Here is a 22224-nt window from a genome sequence, read left to right as displayed (position 1 = left end):
TAATTCCACAACTTCTTCTGTCGCTTCCTCAGATTTCTCTAATTCCACAACTTCTTCTGTCGCTTCCTCAGTTTCTTCTAATTCCACAACTTCTTCTGTCGCTTCCTCAGATTTCTCTAATTCCACAACTTCTTCTGCTTCCTTAGCTTCTTCTTCAAAAGCATCTGGTATTTCTATAGTAATTGTTTCTTCAAGCTTTTCATCTGCTTTTACAATCACTACATCGTCTAATGTTTCTTCTTCGACTTGATTTGCTGCAACTTCAGCAACAGTTTCTTCTATTTCTGTATTACATTCATTTTCTTCTGTTAATATCGAATACACATGCTCTACTTTAGAATCTATTGACTCTTCTTGTAAAGTTTCTTCGTTATCTTCTGTAGATGATAACGCCACTACATCTTGCTCCTGCTTCAAGGCTTGTACAATTGTAGCCTCTTTTTCCACATGCTGTCCTACTGTTTTATGAAGCAAATCATCACTTAGGCTTTCTTCTAATGAAGGGGCTTGACGTTCAACTTCGTAACCGTTTTTCTCTAACCATGTATCCACAACCGATTTTTCTTCTACTTTATTACTTCGTTCGTTCACTCCGTTCTTAACAGATGAACTTCCTTGTAGAACTCCCGAAAAGTCAGATAATGTATATCCCTTTTTCTCTAACCATGCGTCAACAACAGCTTTTCCTTCAACAGATATTTCAAGATCTTCTCTTACCTTTTCTTCCTCCTGCACAACCTTCGTTTCTACTGAAGGACGGTTATATCCATAAATCGGAGAAATCATTTCTGTTGGACGAAATGGTCTACGGTTACTTTCTTGCGACGGTACGAATGCTTTTTTTACGACAGGCTCTGGTTCCGGTTCATATTGCAATTCCGGTTCCTCATATGTAGGTGCTTCTGTTTCCACATACGGTCGTCTGCTTCTTTCCACTTTTATTCCTCTTTGAGTAGGCTGTTCTTCATATGCTCCTCTTTGAATAGGTTGTTCTTCAAAGTTAGGCAGTTCTCTTACATCCTCCTCATCGAAGCCATTATCTGGTATTAATGGAAAACGACATTTCCCTGCATTCCGACTTGCCATTTGTGCTTCTCTTGCTTCAGTGTAGTGGTTTACACGAGGAATTTTCGGCTGACTTTCAATTTGTGCCGGTACTTCTTTATTCATCACTGTTTTTTCTTCCTCTTTGTTAAACAGCTTTTTCATCCAATCTAACATGTTTACCACTCTTTCTACTAAATAGTAACATCCTTTATTGTATCAGCATTCGGCAAAAAGTGCAGGTAAAATTAAGCATATTAGTTTTATCCATAATATTCTAATTCACGATTGTTTTTCATATAGAAAAACGAGGTCTTACATGTAAGACCTCGTTTAATCTTTACCCTTCCGATATTCATCCACACTATCCGTTACACTTTGCAATAAAGAATTTACATACTGTGGGTCAGATAATTTTTTGTCTTCTTCAGGGTTTGACATAAATCCAAGTTCTAATAGTACTCCTGGAACTTTTGACCAATTAAATCCAGAAAGATCATCCCGAAATTTAATTCCATTTACTTTCACTTGATGATTCTCTCTCATTTTATTTACTATCGTTTGAGAGATTTGAAGACTTTCAGCATAAATCTCTTTCGTATACGGACTTCCTTCTGCCGGTGTCAATACAGCAAATCCACTTTGATTTGGATTTTCAGAACCATCTGCGTGAAGGCGCAAAAATAAATTCGCTTTATGATCATTCGCGAATGTTGCTCGTTCCTTATTACTTATATCAACCTCATGTGACGTTCTCGTCATCAATACTTGTATACCTTTTGCTTCCAGTTTTTCTTTCAATATAAAAGCCATCTCTAATACAAGAACTGATTCCCTCTTTTTCGTTACAACTCCCGCTGTTCCGTCTGTTACTTTATATTTTTGCGTAGTTGCTCCTGGACCAATTGCCTCTAAATTTAAATTCGCTTTTTGTTGATGCCCTGGATCAATAACGACGAGAAACTTTTCTTGTTTTTCATTACTCTCTACTTTTTGTTCATTATTTTGTACTGTTTGCTCAGTTGGCTGCAGCGGCGTAGTTTCCTCTTTCTTTTCCTCGGCCGGCACTTCCTCCTGCTTATGTTCCACTTGCTCATTCGTTTGAATTGCTTGCGGCTGTTCTTTCTTTTCTTGTTCTTCTTGCTGCTTTTCTACCGGTGCGTCTTCCTTATTATCTTTGTTTTTTTCTTGTATAGAAGAGGTTGTTTCTTTTTTCGGCTCTTCTTGCGAACAACCTCCCATATATATTCCAATGACTGCAATAGCGCTCATTATTTTTATATACTTCATTTTTCTCTCCTATCACTTTGCACCGGTCTCAAAGTTTTTCTTATAATTGTTTTATAATTTCATCCATATTTCCAATATGAACGGGTTGCCACGTTTCTGTACCACGCTCTGCGGTATAGACTAGATAAGCATCATCAGCTACATTTACGAAAACAGGATCCCCCATATCCGTTTCATATCCGATAACAATCCATTCCTCTTTCCATTTTCCACTTTCTTCACTTATTAATGAATTTTTATGTTTATCATATCGATAACCGATTTGTCCTTTTTCTAATTCATTTTCGCTAAACACATATATTTCATAGGAACCTAGTTCGATATCTTGCTGTTTTGAAGTTTCAATTCGTTTCAGAAGTTCTGCAATTTTTGGTTGTTGTTTCATACGTCTACCCCCTTCTTTTTTCTAAATTTTACCTAATCCATTTTTGAAATACAATATAGATTTTGAGAGGAAACGTTACAATCCTAGGAATTTCGCACAAAAAAATAGCCTCACATATGCGAGACTACTTTTTCTAACATCAATTAAAATTTAAATTCTTGTCCAACTTCAAAGCTATCTTCTAATACAAGAATACCTTTTTCTTCTGGAGCATCTGGAAGCTCTAACTCACGTGCAGAGCAAATCATTCCAGAAGAAGGAACACCGCGAAGTTCAGCTGGTTTAATTAACATACCACTTGGCATTACAGCACCGATTTTTGCAACAACAACTTTTTGTCCTGCATCAACGTTTGGTGCACCACATACGATTTGTAATGTTTCTGTACCGATTTCTACTGTACAAATGTTTAATTTATCAGCATTTGGATGCTTCTCTTTTTCAGCTACATAGCCTACAACAAATTTCGGCGTGAAATCAGCTTCTACTTTTTCTTCAAAGCCATTCTTCACTAAAATTCCGTTAATTTTTTCAACAAACTCTTTCGTTAATGTAACGTTTCCGTTGTCTGTTACTTCTACATAAGAAGACGCATTAAAGATGTTGAATCCTGCTGTTACGTTGCTTTCACGATCGTATACGCGAGCAACATCTCCTTTGCGGTCAAATGTACGGTTTTCTAAAGTAATATCTTGTAAGGTAACAATTAAAGTGTCACCAATTCCTTCAAGGTTGTAAAAAACGTTCACTTCGTTCATCCTTTCTCTTTTCCATCTGTCTTCTTCCGATTCTTCGCTAAAATAAAGATTGGTTCGAAGTCCCCATCTTCATATACGAATGAAAGTGATGTAATCGGAACATGCCCTTCGGCAAAAAATTTCATTGTCATTTGTGCAATAATATCATAACCGATTTCGTTGACGATATCAGCAATAATTAATACATCTTGGTGAGGAACTGCAACAACCATATCACCAGAGATCTTTTCACGCATCGAGTGTAGTAACGATTCGTTTAAAATACGACTCGCATCGTATCCATCATTTGTGTTTAAAAAGTAGAATGTATTACCTGCTACTGTCTCCTGCTTAAATTCATAGCCTAATGAGCGAGCATTAAATAATGCCATTTCACGTACTTGTTCCTCTGTAAGCTCTAATTTTTGCAATAGGCGCTCATCAATTAATCGATATGTTTTATTAGAATCTAGCGCATAGTAAATACGTGTTTCCGCCGTATGGTCCGTCATAATAAACGGATTTCCTTCTTCTGATTGTTTCGGGAAAGAAGTAGAGCGAATAACAGGTAAAATTTTCGCCGTGCTATTTTCTTCTTTATGCATTGCAATTAGCGCTTCTTGTACGTAATAAGCGACCTCTTCAATTGCTTTTTCTTTGTTCACTTCCCATTTTGCAACTACTCCTGGAAGTGATACGTTAATACCTTTTTTCGAGTCTGTTTGTTCAATACGAAGAACTTCTTTCTCGCTATCATAATGACAGTCCCATTCTGGTCGAGATAATTTCTTCATTAACTCGTCTTTCATCTTTTTACTTGTCATTTTCATCTCTTTTTCCTCCCTTCCAAAAAAATAACCTCCCCCGCGAAGGTAGAGGTTGTTTTTACAATTCAATTGGCTAATTGTCTTATTTTAAACCTTCAATAAACTCTTCGATTTGCTCTTGTGTTTTACGATCTTTATTTACATAGCGTCCAGTTTCTTCACCTTTATTGTACGCTACAAAGCTTGGAATGCCAAATACGTCTACTTTCACGCATAAATCAATAAATTCATCACGATCTACATAGTAAAATGAGAAATCACTATACTTCTCTTCTACTTCTGGCATAAATGGATCAACGAAACGGCAATCTGGGCACCATTCTGCTGAGAACATGAAGACTACATTCTCTTCATTTTTTAATTCTTGGAATTGTTCCATGCTTTCTAATGATTTCATCTATATTTCCTCCTCTAACGAGTGCACTTTTTCACACTATAATCTTTTCTTTATACTACCATACATCGCGCATGGTGCAAGGTTTATGCTTGCTTTTCATCATACTTATATTGCCCAACAAGTAACTTAACAACGTGTACAAATAATTCCGTTCGGTCGACATAATCATCTGTAAAAATACCGATAGCACCTTCGTGACTACGAATATCTTTTCGCTCTACAAACTCTTCCATCACTTCACTTAGCTCTTTTCCTTCTTCAAGCGGTGCTAAAAAATCGTCTGGTAACTTAATACGTGCCCCGCCCGCAACAAATGTTTTACCTTCAATCGTCGCTAAAGCACCCCAGTTACACATAAATAACCCATGCTCCGTTTTCATAACGCCGCCTTCTAGCCCAATGCCGATATGAGCTGCACCTTCCTGCAATGCTCTCTTCGCTCTATTTACTGCTCCTTGCATCGTCTCTTCATCTGAAAAAGGCTGATTTGCTACTCCTGATGGAACAGAAAGAGATGTAATTTCAGCATCTTCCCAAACCTTCTCCACAGCCCCAACCTTCGTCTTATTCTTCGATCCAACTACTACCTTCATTTCATTCACCTCTATATAAATTCATCATTCTATCCTAATACTAGCCTCGCACACCAAATCAGTCTTCATGACTGAGATTTATACCGTAGTGCGCCTGACCGCACACACGCATCTCTGTGTCATCTCTCCCACCTAAAAAAAGAAAAGGTTTTCCAAAAACAGCCTTCCTCTCTCTTCCTATCCAAGGTCTTAATACATCATTCGAGCACCAACTAGGCACTGACCGCTCCCATTCATCGCTGGGTCATCTATTCAACCTAAAAAAAGAAGGGTTTTTCACCCTTCCTCTTTACGCGTTATTCTTAATTGTCTCTAACGTCGTTTTGTCCGTCGCTCTCACAAGCTTCGTAATTAATTCCTTCGCTGCCGCATAATCATCAACATGTAAAATAGAAGCATGTGTATGAATGTAGCGTGCACAAACACCAATTACTGCTGATGGGATACCAGAGTTACTTGTATGCACACGTCCCGCATCTGTACCACCTTGTGAAATAAAGTATTGGTACGGAATGTTATGTGTTTCTGCTGTATCTAAAATGAATTCACGCATTCCTCTATGTGTTACCATTGTACGGTCATAAATACGAAGAAGAGCGCCTTTTCCTAATTGACCGAACTGCGTCTTATCACCAGATGCATCATTTGCTGGACTTGCATCAAGCGCATAGAAAATATCTGGTTGAATCATATTTGCAGCAGTTTGTGCTCCGCGAAGACCTACTTCTTCTTGTACAGTCGCACCAGAGTATAATGTGTTTGGTAATGTTTCATCTTTTAATTCCTTTAGCAATTCGATAGCAAGGCCACATCCATAGCGGTTGTCCCAAGCTTTCGCCATAATTTTCTTTTCATTTGCCATTGGTGTGAATGGGCAGATTGGAACGATTTGTTGCCCTGGCTTTATGCCAATTTCAATCGCATCTTCATAACTATCTGCACCTATATCAATTAACATATTTTTTATATCCATCGGTTTTGCACGTTGCGCATCACTTAATAAATGAGGAGGAATGGAACCAATAACCCCAATAACAGGACCATTCTTCGTCATAACTTGTACACGCTGAGCTAATAGTACTTGGCTCCACCAGCCACCTAACGTTTGAAAACGAAGCATCCCATTTTTCGTAATTTGCGTAACCATGAAACCTACTTCATCCATATGACCTGCTACAAGAACGCGCGGGCCAGTTTCGTCCCCTTTTTTCAGACCAAATACGCTACCTAAACCGTCTTGCACAATCTCATCAGCATATTTGCTTAATTCTTGCTTCATAAAACTGCGCACATCATGTTCAAAACCTGATGCACCTTGTAATTCTGTTAACGTACGAAATAATTGTAATGTCTCTTTATTCACGAAGTCCCCTTCTTTCAAACCTTAGTAGAATACCTCTTTTATTGTAACGAAATTTTCGAAATGTTTCTAGTTTCTTCTTTTTTAGTTGCATTTGCATTATAATTATTATTGGTACACTATTTTTATTTTACAGAATTGAGGTGAATATATGAGCTGGAAAGGTTTAGTCACAGGTCTTGGCGTTGGGTTCGCAGCTGGTTATTTCGTTGCAAACAAAGTACAAGAACAATCCCATATTTCTTCAGAAAAAGCATTGAAAATGGTGAAACAAGCATTAAGTCATAAAGGTGAAATTACTGGCTCTTGGGTACATATGGTTCCGGAGGCATTTGAAAAATATGATGTCGCGTACGAAGTTTATCGCGGCGGTCTTACAACGATGTTAGATGAAATACAAGAACGATTTGAATTTTTAGTTGATGCTAAAACAGGTACTGTTTTAGAGGTTATAGCAGCATAAAAAGAGGTTTCCCATTAGGTGAACCTCTTTTTTTTTTAGAATTACCAACAAAAGCTGATAATAACAGCAATACATAATAAGTGGAGATTGTTCCAATAAATATTTTTGGACACCTTCCTCTTATTAATATTAAGCTTCTATATTTGTTTTTCTCTCTATCTTCTCCACTATATGCCCTTCCTCATTCCACTTTACTGCACGGTAATATGCATCATGATAAAAAGTAAACCACGCCTCTTTTTCAGCACCATACTTCATCCACTTTTGTTTATGTTCAATCGATGTCATTGGATAGTCATCGTATGCCATTACCCATAATACATTTTGATGTGCATGCGTCGGTAAAATGTCCGCTAAATGAAGCATCGTTTCACCCTGACTTTCAAGGACGACAACAGCATGTCCATCGCTATGACCACCCGTATGCACCATCTTTATTTCATCCGTAATTTCTATTTCTTGCCTGAACGTAACAATCTTATCAACGATTGGCTCCCAATTTTCCTTCCAATATGTATTACGCGATCTAACATTCGGATTTTTCATTTCATTCCATTCAGTCTCACTTACATAAATCGTTGCGTTCGGAAACGCCGGAACAAGGCGATTTCCCTCCCATTTTGTTAAACCAGATGCATGGTCAAAATGAAGATGCGTCATTAAGACGTAATGAATATCTTCATTATGCAGTCCCAATTTTTCTAAAGATTCCTTAACTGATGATTCTTCTGTTACACCTTGATTCCGCTTCATTTTCTCATTCAATTTACCATTCCCTATCCCTGAATCAATAAGCATGTTTCCTTCTTTCGTTTGTAAGAGTAACGGATCTGTTCGTAAATAAATATGATTTGTATCATTATGTTTATATTTTCGTGACCAAAGTACTTTTGGTACAACTCCAAACATCGCGCCTCCATCTAAATGTGTATTCCCACCTTTTAGCCACGTCACTTTTATATTTCCAATTTGTAACTGTTCCATATCCCATCCCCCTTTTCTATTTAATTTTAACATAATATTCCGATTATTTTTCATATAAAAAACCTATGCATTACTGCATAGGCTCCGTACGATATTTTGCTTCAACTCGATAAATACGATGACCTTTACTAGAAAATTTCTCTTCGTATTCTGTCATAATGTTTCCTTCATAATCACTATTATGAAGATCTAGGCTAAGGTAAGTTAATAACATACCATACTCAGCCATACTCATAATAGAATATTCAAATAAACCTTGGTTATCAGTTTTGAAATGAATTTCTCCGCCATCTACTAACACTTCTTCATAATTGCGTAAAAATGTTTTATACGTTAAACGACGCTTCGTATGACGATTCTTCGGCCATGGATCTGAGAAGTTTAAATAAACGCGGTCAATTTCACCTTTCGCAAAGAAAACTGTTAAATCTTCAGCATCTTTATTAATTAACTTTAAGTTCGGTACTTCTTCTTCAATTAATTTATCAAGTGCATCTACAACAACACTTGTGAATTTTTCAATTCCAATATAGTTAATATGCGGATTTGCTTTTGCCATATCATACATGAAGCGGCCACGTCCTGTACCTACTTCAATATGAATTGGCTGTTCATTTCCAAATATTTCTTTCCAGTTACCAGCACTCTCCTCTGGGTTTCCAATTACGATATGTGAATACTCATTAATTCGATCCATTGCATAAGGCTTATGTCTTAAACGCATAGATGTCTCCCTCTCTTTACAAAACTATTTTAAAGGAAAAATTCCTTCTTTCTGTTTTAATCAATCTATCAAACAAAAAACCAAGTACGTACGAGCACTCGGTCCGTTTCTTTCAAGTATAAGATGTACCATTTTGATAAAAACTACATAAAGCATTAAACATTCCATGACGAAACAGCTTTTTCTCTTACATTTCTAGGGAGAGAAAAACACTCGAAAGGATGATCCGTTCATGCCAATTAATCAACAGCATCAATTAGAAGTATTAAAAGATATTTTAATCAACCATCAAAGTGATTGCTGCGGGACAGTTTCTGAATGCGAGCAATTAGAGCGACTCATTCAATCGTTACTCGCAAACGATAGTATAAGTAGTGACACTAAAGTAATGCTAAACGATGTATATTCTTATAGTCAATCGGGTAAATCTTCCTCTAATTTGGACAACCATATTTCCAATAATCAAGAACAACTTACTCAGTGGATTGCTGGAATGGACAATTTTTCTTAAGTATTATTCTGAAGCAAGTAGTTGCTGTAAATATTGATGCCAATATTTAGCTTCTGCTTGCTGCTTTTTTGTTGTGTGCCATTGCATAGATAAAATCGTTTGTGCTATCACATACCATCTCATACGCCTAAGCAATGATTCATCTAGTTCAATCTCATAATATCCGAGCCACTCACTCCATTCATGGCGCGGAACATACCAATATAATAACATACCAAGATCTAAAGCTGGGTCAGCAATAACAGCCCCATCCCAATCAATTAAAAACAATTCATCTTCGTCCGACAATATCCAATTGTTATGGTTTACATCACAATGGCATACAACGAATTCATTGTACTCAATATCTTTTAATGACTCCGTTAAATATTGCAGACCTTGCTGAATTGTTTCATCAACTCTTATATCTCCTCTTAAAACGAGCTGTAATTGTTGTAATAACTCTTGCGCATGAAGCGGCTGCTTTCCTAGCCTTTGAATCATCTGCACAAGCGCTTTAGAGGAGTGTATTTTCTTCAAAAGTTTCGCAACACGTTCTAGTTTCATATCCTCTGGCTCTAACTTCTGTCCCGGAAGCCATTTTTGAGCAGAAATTACATCACCGTTCGTTACCCTTCTTGTCCAAAGTAATTTTGGAACAATTCCTTCTGCTGACAATACCGCTAAAAAGGGCGATGTATTCCGCTTTAAAAATAACTTTTGTTGTCCGTTTTGCGCAATATATGCATCGCCCGTTACTCCACCAGCCGGTATAAGACTCCACTCTTTTCCTAATAATTGTTCCAACCATTCCATATTCATTACCCGTTAACAAATCCTTATCTTTTATAGTTATGAAAAGAAAAACCGCAACATTTCTACACATGTTGTGGATTCATATATTTTACTGTATTTGAATGAAAAAACTTGGCATAAGCCGAAAACAGGATAAATCACCTGTTCTTCTAGTTTATTTTACAAAATCAATCATAGAATGACAACTTATGAAAATCGTCACCTTTGTCAATTCTACATTTATTACATTCTCATCGTCAAGTAGCGATTTGTCACATTATCGTCAATATATACGTGCTAATTGGAGCCAATTGAAGTTCCTTTCCTCTAAATGAAGAAATTGGCTCTATTTTCGCTTGCTTTTCGTTTACTAACACATGCCACGTTTCTTCTTTTGGAAGCTGCACCGTTTTAGCTTCCAAACCGCTATTAAATAAAACTACAATCTCTTTCCACGGTCCAAATAATTCTACATGCTCTAGGTGGTATGCCAGTACTTCTGTAGATGTTTGCAAAAAAGTCATATGCTTTTTTATAAGGTCCGCATTTTGTAATCGGAATGCCCCGTGCCCTTTGCGAATCGCAATTAACCCTTTTATATAGTTAACGGTCTCCATCTCTTTCTCTTTTTGATCCCAATCTAATTGATTAATTTCATCATTTGCATTATAGCTATTTTCGTTCCCTTGCTTCGTACGATAAAACTCTTGCCCCGCATGTAAGAAAGGAATCCCTTGTGAAAGAATAACCATTGCAGTTGCTAAACGATGACGCCTTTTCAAAATTTCTTCTGATTCTGGATTACTTTGCACTAGTTTATCCCACATCGTCATATTGTCATGACATTCTACATAGTTGATGCTTTGTACTGGCTCTAGGAACAATCCTGTTTCTTTCATACTTAAAAGGCTACCAGCTACTATATACTGCAAATGATTACAGTCTACATGCCCACCAAATGCAAAGCCACGTTTATTTATATTAAAAGTACTTCCTTTTATTCCATCACGAAATTGATCATTAAACTGTGCGATACATGGCATTTTATTCGCATTATTTAACGTCGCTTTCTCTTCAAGAGGAAGCGGTGTTTGCAAATCCCATCCTTCACCTAATAACAGCGCATCCTGCTTTATTTTTCGTACTTCTTTTTGTAATTCATTCATCGTTTCAACATCTAAAATTCCCATTAAATCAAATCGGAATCCATCAACATTGTATTCAGTAAGCCAATATAAAACAGATTCTATAATAAATTTCCTCATCATTTTCCGTTCAGATGCTATATCATTTCCAACTCCCGTCCCATTAGAAGGCATACCGTCTTCCCCATGACGAAAATAATATCCCGGGACAAGCTTCTCAAATGATGATAATTCTCTTTCATAAACATGATTATATACAACATCTATAATCACTCGAATACCGTGATCATGAAATGTTTCAATTAGTTGTTTACACTCTACTATCCTGTTATATGGATCAGAAAGGTTTGTAACATAAAATCCTGTTGGTATATTGTAATATAACGGATTATAGCCCCAATTATATGCGGAAGCAGGATTCACTTCATCTATACCACCAAAACAATGTAAAGGTAATAGTTCAACATGTGTAACGCCTAAATCTTTTATATGAGACAATCCTGTTAATGTCCCATTTCGCCCTACTGTCTCCTCTTCCATTAGCCCTTTATATGTTCCTTTCTTATTCACCCCACTGTTTGGGTGAATAGTAGCGTCACGAATATGCAGTTCATACAATATGGCATCTGTCATTGACTGTAATGGTGATAATTCTACTCGTTTTGTCACATTCGTTTTTTCCAAATCGATAACGACGCCGTATTTTCCATTTATCGTCGCAGACTTTGCATAAGGGTCAACCGCTTCGTTCCATATTAAATTAATACAAACAAGGAATGTATATCGTGCTCCATCATGATCACCTTGTAATGTATGAATCCATACTCCGTTTTCTTCTCTGTACATTTCATAATCAATATATTCTTTATCACTTTTATAAATCCGTACTTTCGCAAGCCTTGCAGTCGGAGCCCATACTTTAAATATTGTTTCTTCTTTTGTATACACAGCACCTAAGTCGGTACCTTCGTAATAATATTTTTCATCGAAAACTACTGTTCGAATCACAGCGCCTATTTGTAAATCTGTTTCTTCATTCCGTTCATCCCGTACTGTATAATACTTCCCCACATCTATCGGCTCTTCTATAAAGCATTCATACTTCGTTGCATCTGGAAGAGCAATAGTATGAACAATCGGTAACTCTTTCACATTGCTTCCTTCTTGTAAACGAAATGTCCGGCTTGTTCCATACGCATGCGGGAGCAAAATTGTAATTTTATTCATTTCATCTAAATAGGCATCAAATGGACGTTTTACTTTCAACATAAAAAATCACCATCATTCTTAAAGTTAAAATGAAACGAGCTGCAAATGATAAGGTTTTTCTTATCAGCGAAGCTCTATACAGTAACACATTATTCCCTATAGTATATTCACCTGTATAAAAAACGTTTTCATACATTCTATTTTTGTAGTTTTATTTCAGTAATCGATTTATACTTCGGCGTTTCCTTAACGTGAGATTCATACAAAGTAATCGTATCTGCTTGAAATGATGTTACAGGTAACTCTTTTACATTTGTCAGATCAAACACTTTTTCTCCTACCCATTTACGCGCAACAGTAATATGTGGATGATAAGGACGTGTATCTAGAGAGAAGCCATTTTCTTCACAAATTGTATGCACTTGCTTTTGTAAAGTAAACAAATCTTGATTATCACTTATCCCCGCCCAAAATATACGCGGCTGGTCCACCTGTCCGAATGTAGAAAGTCCTTGTAACGTGAACGATAATTCCGTTTTTTCTGTAAGTGTTTGTAATCCATTCTTTATTCCTTCTAACTGTTCCTCTGTCGCACTTCCTAAAAATGAAAGGGTAATATGATAGTCTTCTTCATGTACCCACGAGCGAAATGGTAATTCATCCTTCATTTCCTCTTTATAATTAGAAAGAATTTCTTTTATATGACGTGGTAAAGTTACTGCGACAAAATAATGCGGCACCATCTACATCGTCTCCTTTATGTTATTGTTGCTTTTCTTCCTTATCTCATTCAGCTAAAAAGAATCCGCCCTCTAAAGTAGAGAGCGGTCATTATTTAAATATCTTTTATTTCGCTAATTCATGAATTGCTTGAGCGTAAATCGCTGTCGCTTTTAATAAATCTTCAATTTCAATGTACTCGTCTTTTTGATGCGCAAGTTCTTCTTTTCCTGGGAATAACGGGCCAAATGCAACGCCAGCTTTCAATGAACGAGCATAAGTACCACCGCCAATTGCTAACAATTCAGCTTTTTCACCAGTTTGTTCTTCATATACACGTTGTAAAGTACGAATTAACGTATGATCTTTGTCAACGTGATGCGGGCGAGAGTTAGAATAATCCGCTACTTCAAATCCATGAGTACCAACATATTCTTTTAACTTTGCAATCGTTTCTTCAAAGTTAGTTGTAACTGGATAGCGTACATTTAACCCTAAATTACCACCGTTTTCTTGCGAGTAAGACAGGCGACCAACATTCACTGTTAACGGCCCGCTAATATCGTCTTTATAAGAAATACCAGCTTTTTCTCCCATAATATCACCTGTAAATGTTTCTGTTACAAACGAGGCAAATGAAGCCCCTTTTCCATCAATAGAAACTTTCGTTAAGAAGTTTACCAATAATAAACCTGCATTTTCTCCCTTTTCCGGAGTAGATCCGTGAGCTGAAATCCCTTTGATTTGCAACGTCACCGTCTTTCCTTCTACAATTGCTTTACCTATTTTTTTAGCAGTTTGTAAATACTCTTCATATGCTACTGTAAGTGTATTTACATCTTCTCCTGTAATAACTGCTTCTGCAAAATCAGGAACCATATTTAAACGACGACCTGACTCAAATGAAATAAGCTTAAATGTGCCTTCTTTCTCTTCGCCACCACTTTGCACAACTTGTATGTCAGAAATTCCTTTTTCCGCATTAATAATCGGAAAATCTGCATCCGGCGCAAAACCGATTGTTGGCATTTCTTCATTTTTAAAATAATGATCTACACACTTCCAATTACTTTCCTCATCTGTTCCTAAAATCATACGAACACGTTTTGAAAGAGGTAAGCCCAATTCTTTAACGATTTTCATCGCATAATAAGCTGCCATCGTCGGCCCTTTATCATCAATTGCACCACGTGCAAAAATCTTTCCATCGCGAATATCCGCACTATACGCAGGAGTTGTCCAGCCGTCTCCTTCTGGTACAACATCAACGTGACAAAGAATACCTACTAACTCTTCTCCTTGTCCCATTTCAAGATGACCTGCATATCCTTCTAAATTTTTAGAAGTGAAACCTTCTGCTTCTCCTTTATGTAACATGAAAGATAAAGCTTCTTCTACACCTTCACCGAATGGTGCGCCCTCTTTCGCAGATTCTTCTTCCCATACACTTTTAATTTGTAAAAATTGTTGTGTATCACGAATTAAATCATCTTTTCGTTTTGTAACTTCTTCTGTCCAATTAATCGTTGACATCACGCATCCATCCTTCACTATATTGTCTCTTTCATCATAGCAAACGAAAATCTCTTATGCCATACATGAAAATCTAATGACGAACAATTGTAATATTTCAGATATTTCTTATTAGTTTTTATTTTATTTTCTCAAAAAAATTTGCAGGAATTTGGCGTTTTACGTAGAAATTTATGAGTTAGTTGACTGACCAAATATATAATGTCAACTACCAATATTTTTCTATATGAATATTTGTTAAACTTTTGTAAAATTTAAGTAGATTAAAGCATGAATTTTATCATGTAGAGTACAATGGTAGTAACGACCTTCTTTCCTGAATGGGGTCAAAAAAACTAGTAGAGGAGCGGTTTTCTCTTGAAACCTACAACTACTCGTATGCTAACACGCATTAAATCGATTTATATGTACATCAATGAAAACGGTACGGTAACAACGAAAGACCTTGTAGATGAGTTCGGGATCACACCGCGAACAATACAACGTGATCTAAATGTGTTGCAGTTTAATGAACTCGTGTATAGCCCTTGCCGCGGCAAGTGGACAACGACAGGAAAGAAAGTGAGAATGACCTCATAATAAAAAATAATTGTATGTAAATAAATACATACCCCTTTCTAACTCATTAGAAAGGGGTCTTTTCTATGCTCTGAAATTGGCGTTACTTTTCGTTATCTACTTGATACGTCCTTAACATTTCTACTTCTTCATCTGTTAATTCACGATATTGCCCAAGTTCTAACTCTTCATCTAACATTAAAGGTCCCATCTCTGTTCTCTTTAAATAAACTACTTTTTTCCCTACCGCTTCAAACATACGCTTCACTTGATGGAATTTTCCTTCTGTAATAACGAGTTCAATCTCAGAAATATCATCACTTTTTAAAATTGTAAGTTCGCCTGGCTTCGTTTCATAGCCATCTTCTAAAATAACACCTTTAGCGAATTCTATTACATCCTCTTCCGTTACAACACCTGAAATGTGTGCATAATATTTTTTCGGCACATGCTTTTTCGGAGATAATAGTTGATGCGTTAACTTCCCATCATTTGTGATTAATAAGAAACCTTCTGTATCAATATCGAGCCTTCCAACAGGGAATGGATCGAAAATCGCATCTTCTAATTCTAATAAATCTATTACTGTTTCGTGGTTATCATCTTCTGTCGCTGAAATAACACCTTGTGGTTTATGCATCATTAAATAAACAAACTCTTTATATTCCACAACTTCACCGTGAATCATAACCTCTTGCTCTTCTACATTCACATGAAACTTCGCATCTTTCACTGGCGTTCCATCAATCTTCACAACGCCGTCTTTCAGTAATTTCTTTACTTCTTTTCTACTTCCGTGTCCCATATTCGCTAATAATTTATCTAATCTCATGTTCTTCACCTTCTTTATTTATCATAGAAAAGGGGACGTATTTACGCCCCTTTTGATTTCAACTTTATTTTGAATCTACTACCAAGTTTACGCTGGATTTTCTCTAAAGCTTCTCCGCCAAATACTCTTTCTAGTACTCCTGTGCGAATCGCCACCAATCCGTAAACAAGACCACCAATACCTGCACAAATCGCAACTGTAATAAGAGCACCAATACGGCCATCAGGCGAAATCATGAAGGATAGAAGCCATTGTGATAGTTTTACAGCAATAACCATTACAAGTGTTAAGACTGCAATTTGGAATGTTCTCTTATATACAACACCAAATGAATAGTGTGCGTGTTTTTTAATTTGTCTATTCGTATACCATACGGAAGCTAAGAAGCCGACTGCAGTAGCCAAAATCGCCCCAACTGTACCGAAATAACGAATAAAGATTACGTTACATGCAAATTTCAAAATAACACCCATCACAAGCGCAACAATCGCATGTTTCTGCTGGTTAATCCCTTGCAGAATTGCTGCTGTTACTGTGAATAAAGCGAATAACAATGCAACTGGCGCATACCACATTAATACTTGTCCACCTAGTGGGTCTGAATCGTAGAAAGCAGTGTAAATCGGATATGCAAGTGTAGAAATACCGACAACTGCTGGCAATGTTAAAAACATATTCGCCTGGAATGTTTGTGTAATTTGTAATTTCAAATAACGGTATTGCTTTTCAGTAAACGACTTTGTAATCGCTGGCACGAGCGTTAAACTAAACGCTGTTGCAAGTGATACTGGAATCATAATTAATTTATGCGTCCACATCGTGAAAATACCGAGCGCTCGCTCTGCGATATCTCCTTGACCAATCGCCTGCATAATAGAGTTAAATGTCAATGTATCAATTTGTTGATATAAAGGAATTGTTAATCCAATTACAACGTAAGGGATTGCATATGCAAACAACTCTTTAAACAATTGAGCGGTACTTACCGTCGATTCTGGTACAGTTTGCTCAATTAAATATTGATCCAAATATTTTTTACGTTTTAACCAGTACCAAATTAATACGCCAAGTGCTCCAACTGCTGAAACGAACGCAGCGAATGTAGCAACCCCAACTGCCGTTGCTACTGTACCGCCAAGTACTTTAATAACGATGAAACTACCCGCTAATAAAAAGACGATACGAATAATTTGCTCAATAATTTGTGAAACCGTAGTCGGTCCCATCGATTGGTGGCCTTGGAAATAACCACGAATCAAACTTGCTGCCGGCACAACAATAAGCGCAAAACTTACGAGGCGAATAATCGTCGTAACTTCTTCTATCTTATTTTGTAAACTTTGTTTACCAAGCATTGCTTCTGCAAATAATGGTGCGGTCATGTACAGTACTAAGAAGGAAAGAACTCCTGTTACTATCATCATAACCATTCCCGAGCGGAACATTCTCCGGCTCGTTTTATAATCTCCAAGGGCATTATATTTGGAAACAAACTTAGAAACAGCAAGCGGCACTCCTGCCGTTGCGATACTTAAAAATATCGTATATGGAATGTATCCATATGTATAGAGCGTTCCGCCTTCTGTGCCTACTAATGCATGAAACGGAAAAACGTAAATCATGCCTAAGAACTTTACTAAAAATGTCCCTAACGTCACAATAAGCGTTCCGCGCAGAAATTTTGAATCGGACATACGAAAATCCTCCTACATCTACATAAAGTGAAACTATAATTAGTGGGGGTTTTTTTCATCCCCCACTGATTATTAGTTGAACCAATCGGGCTTTTACGGGCAGTTTATCTCCCACCTAACTTCTTTGCTCTAGCCGAATTTTGAGGTGGGAGTTTTACTGCCCGTTAATGCGGGATAAAGTGAAACTATAATTAGTGGGAGACTCCCCTCCTACTAATCATTCGAGCATTTACGGACCTTTTTAACTCCCTCTTTACTTCTCATAAATCTTAAGATAGTAGTCTTATTGCCCATAAATAGCAGGATAATGCTGAACTCTAACTTTTGTATTGTACCACAATTCTCCTCTTAAGCAGTACTTCACTCTATTTTTCTTTTAAGGGAAAACATGCTATTCTTTTAGGCAGGAAATGTAGAAAATGAGGTCGATATATTATGCATTATGATGTTATTGTCATCGGCGGCGGTCCTTCAGGGCTAATGGCTGCAATCGGTGCTGCTGAAGAAGGCGCAAGCGTCTTACTTCTTGATAAAGGAAATAAACTAGGACGTAAACTTGCGATTTCTGGTGGTGGTCGTTGTAACGTAACGAACCGTCTACCACTTGATGAAATCGTTAAACATATACCTGGAAATGGTCGCTTCTTATACAGTGCTTTTTCTATTTTCAGTAATGAAGATATTATTACATTCTTCGAAAATCTCGGTGTACAACTGAAAGAAGAGGATCATGGCCGCATGTTCCCAGTATCAAATAAAGCGCAATCTGTTGTAGATGCACTGTTAACACGATTAAAAGACTTAGGTGTGAAAATACGTACGAATACGCCTGTCGAAACGATTGAGTATGAAAACGGTCAAACGAAGGCTGTTATTCTGCAAACAGGTGAAGTGTTAGAAACGAATCACGTCGTTATCGCTGTTGGCGGAAAATCTGTTCCTCAAACTGGTTCTACTGGAGACGGATACGCTTGGGCTGAAAAAGCTGGGCATACAATTACAGAACTTTTCCCAACAGAAGTACCAATTCTTTCAAACGAACCGTTTATTCGTGACCGCACATTACAAGGTCTTGCTTTACGAGATGTAAACTTAAGTGTATTAAACCCGAAAGGAAAAGTTATCATTTCTCATAAAATGGACATGCTTTTCACTCACTTCGGTCTATCTGGTCCTGCTGCTCTTCGCTGTAGCCAATTCGTTGTGAAAGCGATGAAAAAGTTTAAAACGAACACAGTGCACATGAGTATCGATGCATTGCCAGAAGAAAATAGTGAGCAACTGTTCCAGCGCATGCTGAAACAAATGAAAGAAGATCCGAAAAAAGGAATTAAAAACGTTTTAAAAGGCTATGTTCCTGAACGTTACTTCCTATTCTTATTAGAAAAAAATGAAATTGACGGTAGCGAACAAGCTGGACAAGTTTCTCATGAGAAGATTCGCGCACTTGTGAAAGACTTTAAAGAATTTACCGTCCATGTAAATGGTACGCAGTCAATTGAAAAAGCATTCGTTACTGGCGGAGGGGTATCCGTTAAAGAAATTAACCCGAAAGAAATGGCTTCGAAATTCACGAATGGTTTATACTTCTGCGGAGAAGTTCTTGATATTCACGGTTATACTGGCGGCTATAACATTACATCTGCCCTTGTTACTGGCCGAATTGCCGGAACAACAGCAGGACAAAATGCGAAAATGCAATACTAAAAAAAGAAACAGGGACTCCTGTTTCTTTTTTTAGTATGTTGAAATAGCAAAGCAGTACACGAAATTATATTGGCGATACTTTAAATATATCGACCGTTTCTTCAAAAATATCCCATCCTCCTAACTTCCCATTGCTTTTTTGTTGCTTTATATACCTTAGTACCTTTATATTTTATATTGTTGAATATTCGAAAAAGGGTAAGGGGAAAACAAATGAGAAAAAAAGTCATGATGTCTTTAATGCTAATGACGTTTCTTTCTGCGGTAGAAGGAACGATTGTTAGTACAGCGATCCCTCGTATAACGAGTGATTTGTCAGGTGTCGAACTTGTTAGTTGGGTATATGCAATCTATATGCTTGCAACAGCTGTTTCGACTCCAATATACGGAAAGCTAGCTGATTTATTCGGCCGTAAAAAAGTTCTGCTCATCGGAGCAACAATCTTCTTAATCGGTTCTGCACTTTGCGGAGTCGTTACATCAATGGAACAATTAATCTTCTTCCGTGCTCTTCAAGGTATAGGGGCTGGTGCTGTTATGCCGATCACAATGACGATTATTGGAGATCTATATAGCGAAGCTAAAGACCGCGCGAAAGCACAAGGCTGGATGAGTGCCGTTTGGGGTGTATCTGGTGTTATTGGGCCGTTAGTAGGTGGATTTTTAGTTGATTCTCTTTCTTGGCGCTATATTTTCTTCTTAAACGTTCCTTTTGGAATTATCGCTTGCTTAATGTTTGCCACTTCTTATAAGGAATCTGTTAAGTCCACCGCTAAGCAACATATCGACTATCTTGGTGCGACAGTTTTCTCATTAAGTACAATTGCTTTACTATACGCATTATTAACAGGTAGCAGTAAGCAAAACTGGGGAGACATTTCAATTATCGGCCTATTAATCTTTGCCGCTGTTTCATTCATTATTTTCTTATACATCGAGAAAAAGTCTCCGGAGCCATTAATTCCGCTAGCACTTTTCTCTAACCGTACATTATCTACAATAAACATACTAACACTTATTGCTGGCGCAATGATTATTAGTATTACAGTGTATCTTCCAATTTGGAGCCAAGGTGTTTTAGGAAAAAATGCGACAGAGGCTGGACTCATTTTAATGCCGATTCCTGTTATGTGGACATTCGGTGCTATGTTCTCCGGCAACTTAGTTGGCAAGTTACAAACGAAACAAATTATTTTACTTGGAGCTAGCATTTTATCAGTTGCTACTTTCTTATTATTTACATTATCAACAGATTCACCATCATTCCTTATTTATGTTGCAGTCGGATTATTCGGCTTAGGAATGGGGCTTGTTACACCAATTTACATGGTAACAATTCAAGCAGCTGTACCCGCGAATACGCGCGGAACGGCAGTTGGTTTAAATACATTTATTAATACATTTAGTCAAACACTAGGAGCTGCAATCTTCGGAACGATCTTCAATACGATGATTCATGCACGTGGCATTAAAAACCTTGATCTTGTTTCTTCTGGGGGACATGGAGGGGCTACAGCAAACGTAGCAACTGAGTCACAATCCGCATTAGCATCAAGTGTACACGTCATTTATATGAGCACTTTCGTATTAGCGGTATTCACATTAATTATCGCTTGGATCCTATTAAAGCCAGCTAAACAAACAAGTGAACAATAAAAAAAGGATGACCATTTTGGTCATCCTTTTTGCATAAAATCTACTCTTCATTCTCCACAATATGTTTAAGCACGGACAATTTATTATCCCAAAATCGTTCATAGTACGAGAGCCACTGCTGTAATTCCTCTAATGGTTCTGGATGCAAACGATATATCTTCTCTCTTCCACTCTTTCTTCCACTCACTAAATTCGCTTCTGAAAGAATATGAAGGTGCTTTACAACTGCAGTACGGCTCATCGGAAAATGATCCGTTATTTTTGAAATTGGTAACTCTTTATCACTTAATAACCGTAACACTTCTCGGCGGGTTGGATCAGCAATTGCTTGAAACACATCATATTTCGCTGCTGACGAGGACACTTAACCTTCGACAACCTTTTTCAGTTTTTCATTTACAATCGCTACCCAGCCACCATTCATTCTATCGCGAATAATAGAGCTCTTCGCATTCGCTTTCGGAAGGATTTCATCAGGATGTTTCCAGCCGCCGTGAATTAACGTAAATTCTGTTTTATTATCTCCTAGGTCTTTCAAATTAAATGAAACAACCCAGCCATCTGTGTCCCATGAGAAAGATAAATAATTTGGCTCATCAATCTCTAACACTTTACATGGTGATGGTCCGAAAGGTGATTGCACATGAAACTCATGTCCTACCGCCAATTCGAAATCATTTGGCATAAACCATGACGCAATTCCTTCTGCAGTCGATACTACATCCCATACTTTTTTAATAGGCGCGTTAAAAACGATTGTTTGTTTAATATCATTTAATGTATTTTGTTGTTCCATTTTATATCTCCTTTATTCGGCATTAAAATATAACACCTTTTGGTTTTATGTCAAGAAAGACTCTTTTTCACTGTTGAGAAATTCTCAACATTTTTTCAACAGGACAAACACCCTCTCACCATTCCTTCATAATATACTCACAAAGGCAACAAAAAATAAAAACTTCTCTCAACATGAAACTCTATCACTCCTATTGAGAGAAGCGCCTAACTTATCTCATCTGTACTTCGTCTCTCCTCCTTCCCTCGGGGACAATACGCGAGATATGTAAAAATCAGAAGGAGT

General features: G+C 37.3%; 22 protein-coding genes and 1 pseudogene. 5 read left to right on the top strand and 18 right to left on the bottom strand.

Annotated features, from left to right (window positions below; all coding sequences use genetic code 11):
• The 8 genes and pseudogenes from B5P42_RS09230 to B5P42_RS09195 form a co-directional block, all read right to left on the bottom strand.
• A pseudogene (locus B5P42_RS09230) lies at positions 1 to 1221 on the bottom strand (DNA translocase FtsK); the annotation flags it as partial.
• A gap of 156 nt (positions 1222 to 1377) precedes the next feature.
• On the bottom strand, positions 1378 to 2334 hold the full coding sequence (locus tag B5P42_RS09225; protein ID WP_113734085.1) for an N-acetylmuramoyl-L-alanine amidase: 957 nt from the start codon (positions 2332 to 2334) through the stop codon (positions 1378 to 1380).
• 40 nt (positions 2335 to 2374) lie between these two features.
• Entirely contained in the window at positions 2375 to 2719 is a 345-nt protein-coding gene (locus B5P42_RS09220) for a hypothetical protein (RefSeq protein ID WP_002015616.1), read from the bottom strand.
• Between the two features lie 143 nt (positions 2720 to 2862).
• The gene (gene ytpR / locus B5P42_RS09215) at positions 2863 to 3477 is read right to left on the bottom strand and encodes a YtpR family tRNA-binding protein (protein ID WP_088032257.1); all 615 of its coding nucleotides are present in this window, start codon (positions 3475 to 3477) and stop codon (positions 2863 to 2865) included.
• Entirely contained in the window at positions 3474 to 4286 is an 813-nt protein-coding gene (locus tag B5P42_RS09210; RefSeq protein WP_002089043.1) for a DUF1444 domain-containing protein, read from the bottom strand. Before B5P42_RS09210 ends, ytpR begins: the two co-directional genes overlap by 4 nt.
• Before the next feature lie 79 nt (positions 4287 to 4365).
• On the bottom strand, positions 4366 to 4680 hold the full coding sequence (locus B5P42_RS09205; RefSeq protein WP_002015619.1) for a thioredoxin family protein: 315 nt from the start codon (positions 4678 to 4680) through the stop codon (positions 4366 to 4368).
• Between the two features lie 83 nt (positions 4681 to 4763).
• Positions 4764 to 5273, bottom strand: coding sequence for a DUF84 family protein (locus tag B5P42_RS09200; RefSeq protein ID WP_002089045.1), 510 nt, complete (start codon positions 5271 to 5273; stop codon positions 4764 to 4766).
• A gap of 289 nt (positions 5274 to 5562) precedes the next feature.
• Positions 5563 to 6636, bottom strand: coding sequence for a M42 family metallopeptidase (locus tag B5P42_RS09195; protein ID WP_107887359.1), 1074 nt, complete (start codon positions 6634 to 6636; stop codon positions 5563 to 5565).
• 148 nt (positions 6637 to 6784) lie between these two features.
• On the opposite strand from B5P42_RS09195, the gene B5P42_RS09190 reads away from it, so the two are divergent.
• Positions 6785 to 7096: a PepSY domain-containing protein gene (locus B5P42_RS09190; protein WP_002015622.1), complete on the top strand. Its 312-nt coding sequence runs from the start codon at positions 6785 to 6787 to the stop codon at positions 7094 to 7096.
• A 129-nt stretch (positions 7097 to 7225) separates the two neighbouring features.
• Here B5P42_RS09190 and B5P42_RS09185 read toward each other — a convergent pair whose 3' ends face one another.
• Both B5P42_RS09185 and trmB read right to left on the bottom strand, forming a co-directional pair.
• Positions 7226 to 8080: a YtnP family quorum-quenching lactonase gene (locus tag B5P42_RS09185; RefSeq protein WP_002190924.1), complete on the bottom strand. Its 855-nt coding sequence runs from the start codon at positions 8078 to 8080 to the stop codon at positions 7226 to 7228.
• A gap of 70 nt (positions 8081 to 8150) precedes the next feature.
• Positions 8151 to 8804 carry a tRNA (guanosine(46)-N7)-methyltransferase TrmB gene (trmB, locus tag B5P42_RS09180; protein ID WP_002015624.1) on the bottom strand — a complete coding sequence of 218 codons (654 nt, stop codon included), beginning with the start codon at positions 8802 to 8804 and terminating at the stop codon, positions 8151 to 8153.
• Positions 8805 to 9036: 232 nt separating this feature from the next.
• On the opposite strand from trmB, the gene B5P42_RS09175 reads away from it, so the two are divergent.
• The gene (locus B5P42_RS09175; protein ID WP_002015625.1) at positions 9037 to 9315 is read left to right on the top strand and encodes a YtzH-like family protein; all 279 of its coding nucleotides are present in this window, start codon (positions 9037 to 9039) and stop codon (positions 9313 to 9315) included.
• A gap of 3 nt (positions 9316 to 9318) precedes the next feature.
• Here the strand turns inward: B5P42_RS09175 and B5P42_RS09170 are convergent, their stop codons facing one another.
• The 4 genes from B5P42_RS09170 to pepV form a co-directional block, all read right to left on the bottom strand.
• Positions 9319 to 10116, bottom strand: coding sequence for a phosphotransferase family protein (locus B5P42_RS09170; RefSeq protein WP_002034382.1), 798 nt, complete (start codon positions 10114 to 10116; stop codon positions 9319 to 9321).
• A 245-nt stretch (positions 10117 to 10361) separates the two neighbouring features.
• Positions 10362 to 12503, bottom strand: a complete 2142-nt coding sequence (gene pulA, locus B5P42_RS09165; protein ID WP_258397455.1) for a type I pullulanase — start codon at positions 12501 to 12503, stop codon at positions 10362 to 10364.
• Between the two features lie 137 nt (positions 12504 to 12640).
• Positions 12641 to 13186: an RNA 2',3'-cyclic phosphodiesterase gene (gene thpR / locus B5P42_RS09160; RefSeq protein WP_002067707.1), complete on the bottom strand. Its 546-nt coding sequence runs from the start codon at positions 13184 to 13186 to the stop codon at positions 12641 to 12643.
• A 103-nt stretch (positions 13187 to 13289) separates the two neighbouring features.
• Complete coding sequence (gene pepV / locus B5P42_RS09155; RefSeq protein ID WP_113734084.1) at positions 13290 to 14696, bottom strand: dipeptidase PepV; 1407 nt, start codon at positions 14694 to 14696, stop codon at positions 13290 to 13292.
• Positions 14697 to 15053: 357 nt separating this feature from the next.
• Here pepV and B5P42_RS09150 point away from each other — a divergent pair, with 357 nt between their 5' ends.
• Positions 15054 to 15275 carry a DeoR family transcriptional regulator gene (locus tag B5P42_RS09150; protein ID WP_000805512.1) on the top strand — a complete coding sequence of 74 codons (222 nt, stop codon included), beginning with the start codon at positions 15054 to 15056 and terminating at the stop codon, positions 15273 to 15275.
• An 82-nt stretch (positions 15276 to 15357) separates the two neighbouring features.
• On the opposite strand, the gene B5P42_RS09145 is transcribed toward B5P42_RS09150, so the two are convergent.
• Both B5P42_RS09145 and B5P42_RS09140 read right to left on the bottom strand, forming a co-directional pair.
• Positions 15358 to 16086 (bottom strand): pseudouridine synthase, encoded by a 729-nt coding sequence (locus B5P42_RS09145; protein ID WP_113734083.1) that lies wholly within the window; start codon positions 16084 to 16086, stop codon positions 15358 to 15360.
• Positions 16087 to 16127: 41 nt separating this feature from the next.
• On the bottom strand, positions 16128 to 17780 hold the full coding sequence (locus tag B5P42_RS09140; RefSeq protein ID WP_044444004.1) for a putative polysaccharide biosynthesis protein: 1653 nt from the start codon (positions 17778 to 17780) through the stop codon (positions 16128 to 16130).
• A gap of 435 nt (positions 17781 to 18215) precedes the next feature.
• Here B5P42_RS09140 and B5P42_RS09135 point away from each other — a divergent pair, with 435 nt between their 5' ends.
• Positions 18216 to 19487 (top strand): BaiN/RdsA family NAD(P)/FAD-dependent oxidoreductase, encoded by a 1272-nt coding sequence (locus B5P42_RS09135; RefSeq protein WP_002034390.1) that lies wholly within the window; start codon positions 18216 to 18218, stop codon positions 19485 to 19487.
• Positions 19488 to 19700: 213 nt separating this feature from the next.
• Positions 19701 to 21143, top strand: coding sequence for an MDR family MFS transporter (locus B5P42_RS09130; protein WP_113734082.1), 1443 nt, complete (start codon positions 19701 to 19703; stop codon positions 21141 to 21143).
• Positions 21144 to 21183: 40 nt separating this feature from the next.
• On the opposite strand, the gene B5P42_RS09125 is transcribed toward B5P42_RS09130, so the two are convergent.
• Together B5P42_RS09125 and B5P42_RS09120 are read right to left on the bottom strand one after the other, a co-directional pair.
• Positions 21184 to 21507, bottom strand: coding sequence for an ArsR/SmtB family transcription factor (locus B5P42_RS09125; RefSeq protein ID WP_002015665.1), 324 nt, complete (start codon positions 21505 to 21507; stop codon positions 21184 to 21186).
• The gene (locus tag B5P42_RS09120) at positions 21508 to 21939 is read right to left on the bottom strand and encodes an SRPBCC family protein (RefSeq protein WP_113734081.1); all 432 of its coding nucleotides are present in this window, start codon (positions 21937 to 21939) and stop codon (positions 21508 to 21510) included.
• Positions 21940 to 22224 lie beyond the last annotated feature (285 nt).

The organism is Bacillus sp. SRB_331 (assembly GCF_003264175.1).
GTDB classification, from domain to species: Bacteria; Bacillota; Bacilli; order Bacillales; family Bacillaceae_G; genus Bacillus_A; species Bacillus_A mycoides.
The sequence above is the reverse complement of the archived record's forward strand: the minus strand, read 5'-3'. Positions and strand labels throughout refer to the sequence as shown.

Bases quoted from the DNA above. Each gene is read 5' to 3' on its own strand.
- B5P42_RS09225 (WP_113734085.1), bottom strand. From the start codon at position 2,334: ATGAAGTATATAAAAATAATGAGCGCTATTGCAGTCATTGGAATATAT.
- B5P42_RS09220 (WP_002015616.1), bottom strand. From the start codon at position 2,719: ATGAAACAACAACCAAAAATTGCAGAACTTCTGAAACGAATTGAAACT.
- ytpR (WP_088032257.1), bottom strand. From the start codon at position 3,477: ATGAACGAAGTGAACGTTTTTTACAACCTTGAAGGAATTGGTGACACT.
- B5P42_RS09210 (WP_002089043.1), bottom strand. From the start codon at position 4,286: ATGAAAATGACAAGTAAAAAGATGAAAGACGAGTTAATGAAGAAATTA.
- B5P42_RS09205 (WP_002015619.1), bottom strand. From the start codon at position 4,680: ATGAAATCATTAGAAAGCATGGAACAATTCCAAGAATTAAAAAATGAA.
- B5P42_RS09200 (WP_002089045.1), bottom strand. From the start codon at position 5,273: ATGAAGGTAGTAGTTGGATCGAAGAATAAGACGAAGGTTGGGGCTGTG.
- B5P42_RS09190 (WP_002015622.1), top strand. From the start codon at position 6,785: ATGAGCTGGAAAGGTTTAGTCACAGGTCTTGGCGTTGGGTTCGCAGCT.
- B5P42_RS09185 (WP_002190924.1), bottom strand. From the start codon at position 8,080: ATGGAACAGTTACAAATTGGAAATATAAAAGTGACGTGGCTAAAAGGT.
- trmB (WP_002015624.1), bottom strand. From the start codon at position 8,804: ATGCGTTTAAGACATAAGCCTTATGCAATGGATCGAATTAATGAGTAT.
- B5P42_RS09175 (WP_002015625.1), top strand. From the start codon at position 9,037: ATGCCAATTAATCAACAGCATCAATTAGAAGTATTAAAAGATATTTTA.
- B5P42_RS09170 (WP_002034382.1), bottom strand. From the start codon at position 10,116: ATGAATATGGAATGGTTGGAACAATTATTAGGAAAAGAGTGGAGTCTT.
- pulA (WP_258397455.1), bottom strand. From the start codon at position 12,503: ATGTTGAAAGTAAAACGTCCATTTGATGCCTATTTAGATGAAATGAAT.
- thpR (WP_002067707.1), bottom strand. From the start codon at position 13,186: ATGGTGCCGCATTATTTTGTCGCAGTAACTTTACCACGTCATATAAAA.
- pepV (WP_113734084.1), bottom strand. From the start codon at position 14,696: ATGTCAACGATTAATTGGACAGAAGAAGTTACAAAACGAAAAGATGAT.
- B5P42_RS09145 (WP_113734083.1), bottom strand. From the start codon at position 16,086: ATGAGATTAGATAAATTATTAGCGAATATGGGACACGGAAGTAGAAAA.
- B5P42_RS09140 (WP_044444004.1), bottom strand. From the start codon at position 17,780: ATGTCCGATTCAAAATTTCTGCGCGGAACGCTTATTGTGACGTTAGGG.
- B5P42_RS09135 (WP_002034390.1), top strand. From the start codon at position 18,216: ATGCATTATGATGTTATTGTCATCGGCGGCGGTCCTTCAGGGCTAATG.
- B5P42_RS09130 (WP_113734082.1), top strand. From the start codon at position 19,701: ATGAGAAAAAAAGTCATGATGTCTTTAATGCTAATGACGTTTCTTTCT.
- B5P42_RS09120 (WP_113734081.1), bottom strand. From the start codon at position 21,939: ATGGAACAACAAAATACATTAAATGATATTAAACAAACAATCGTTTTT.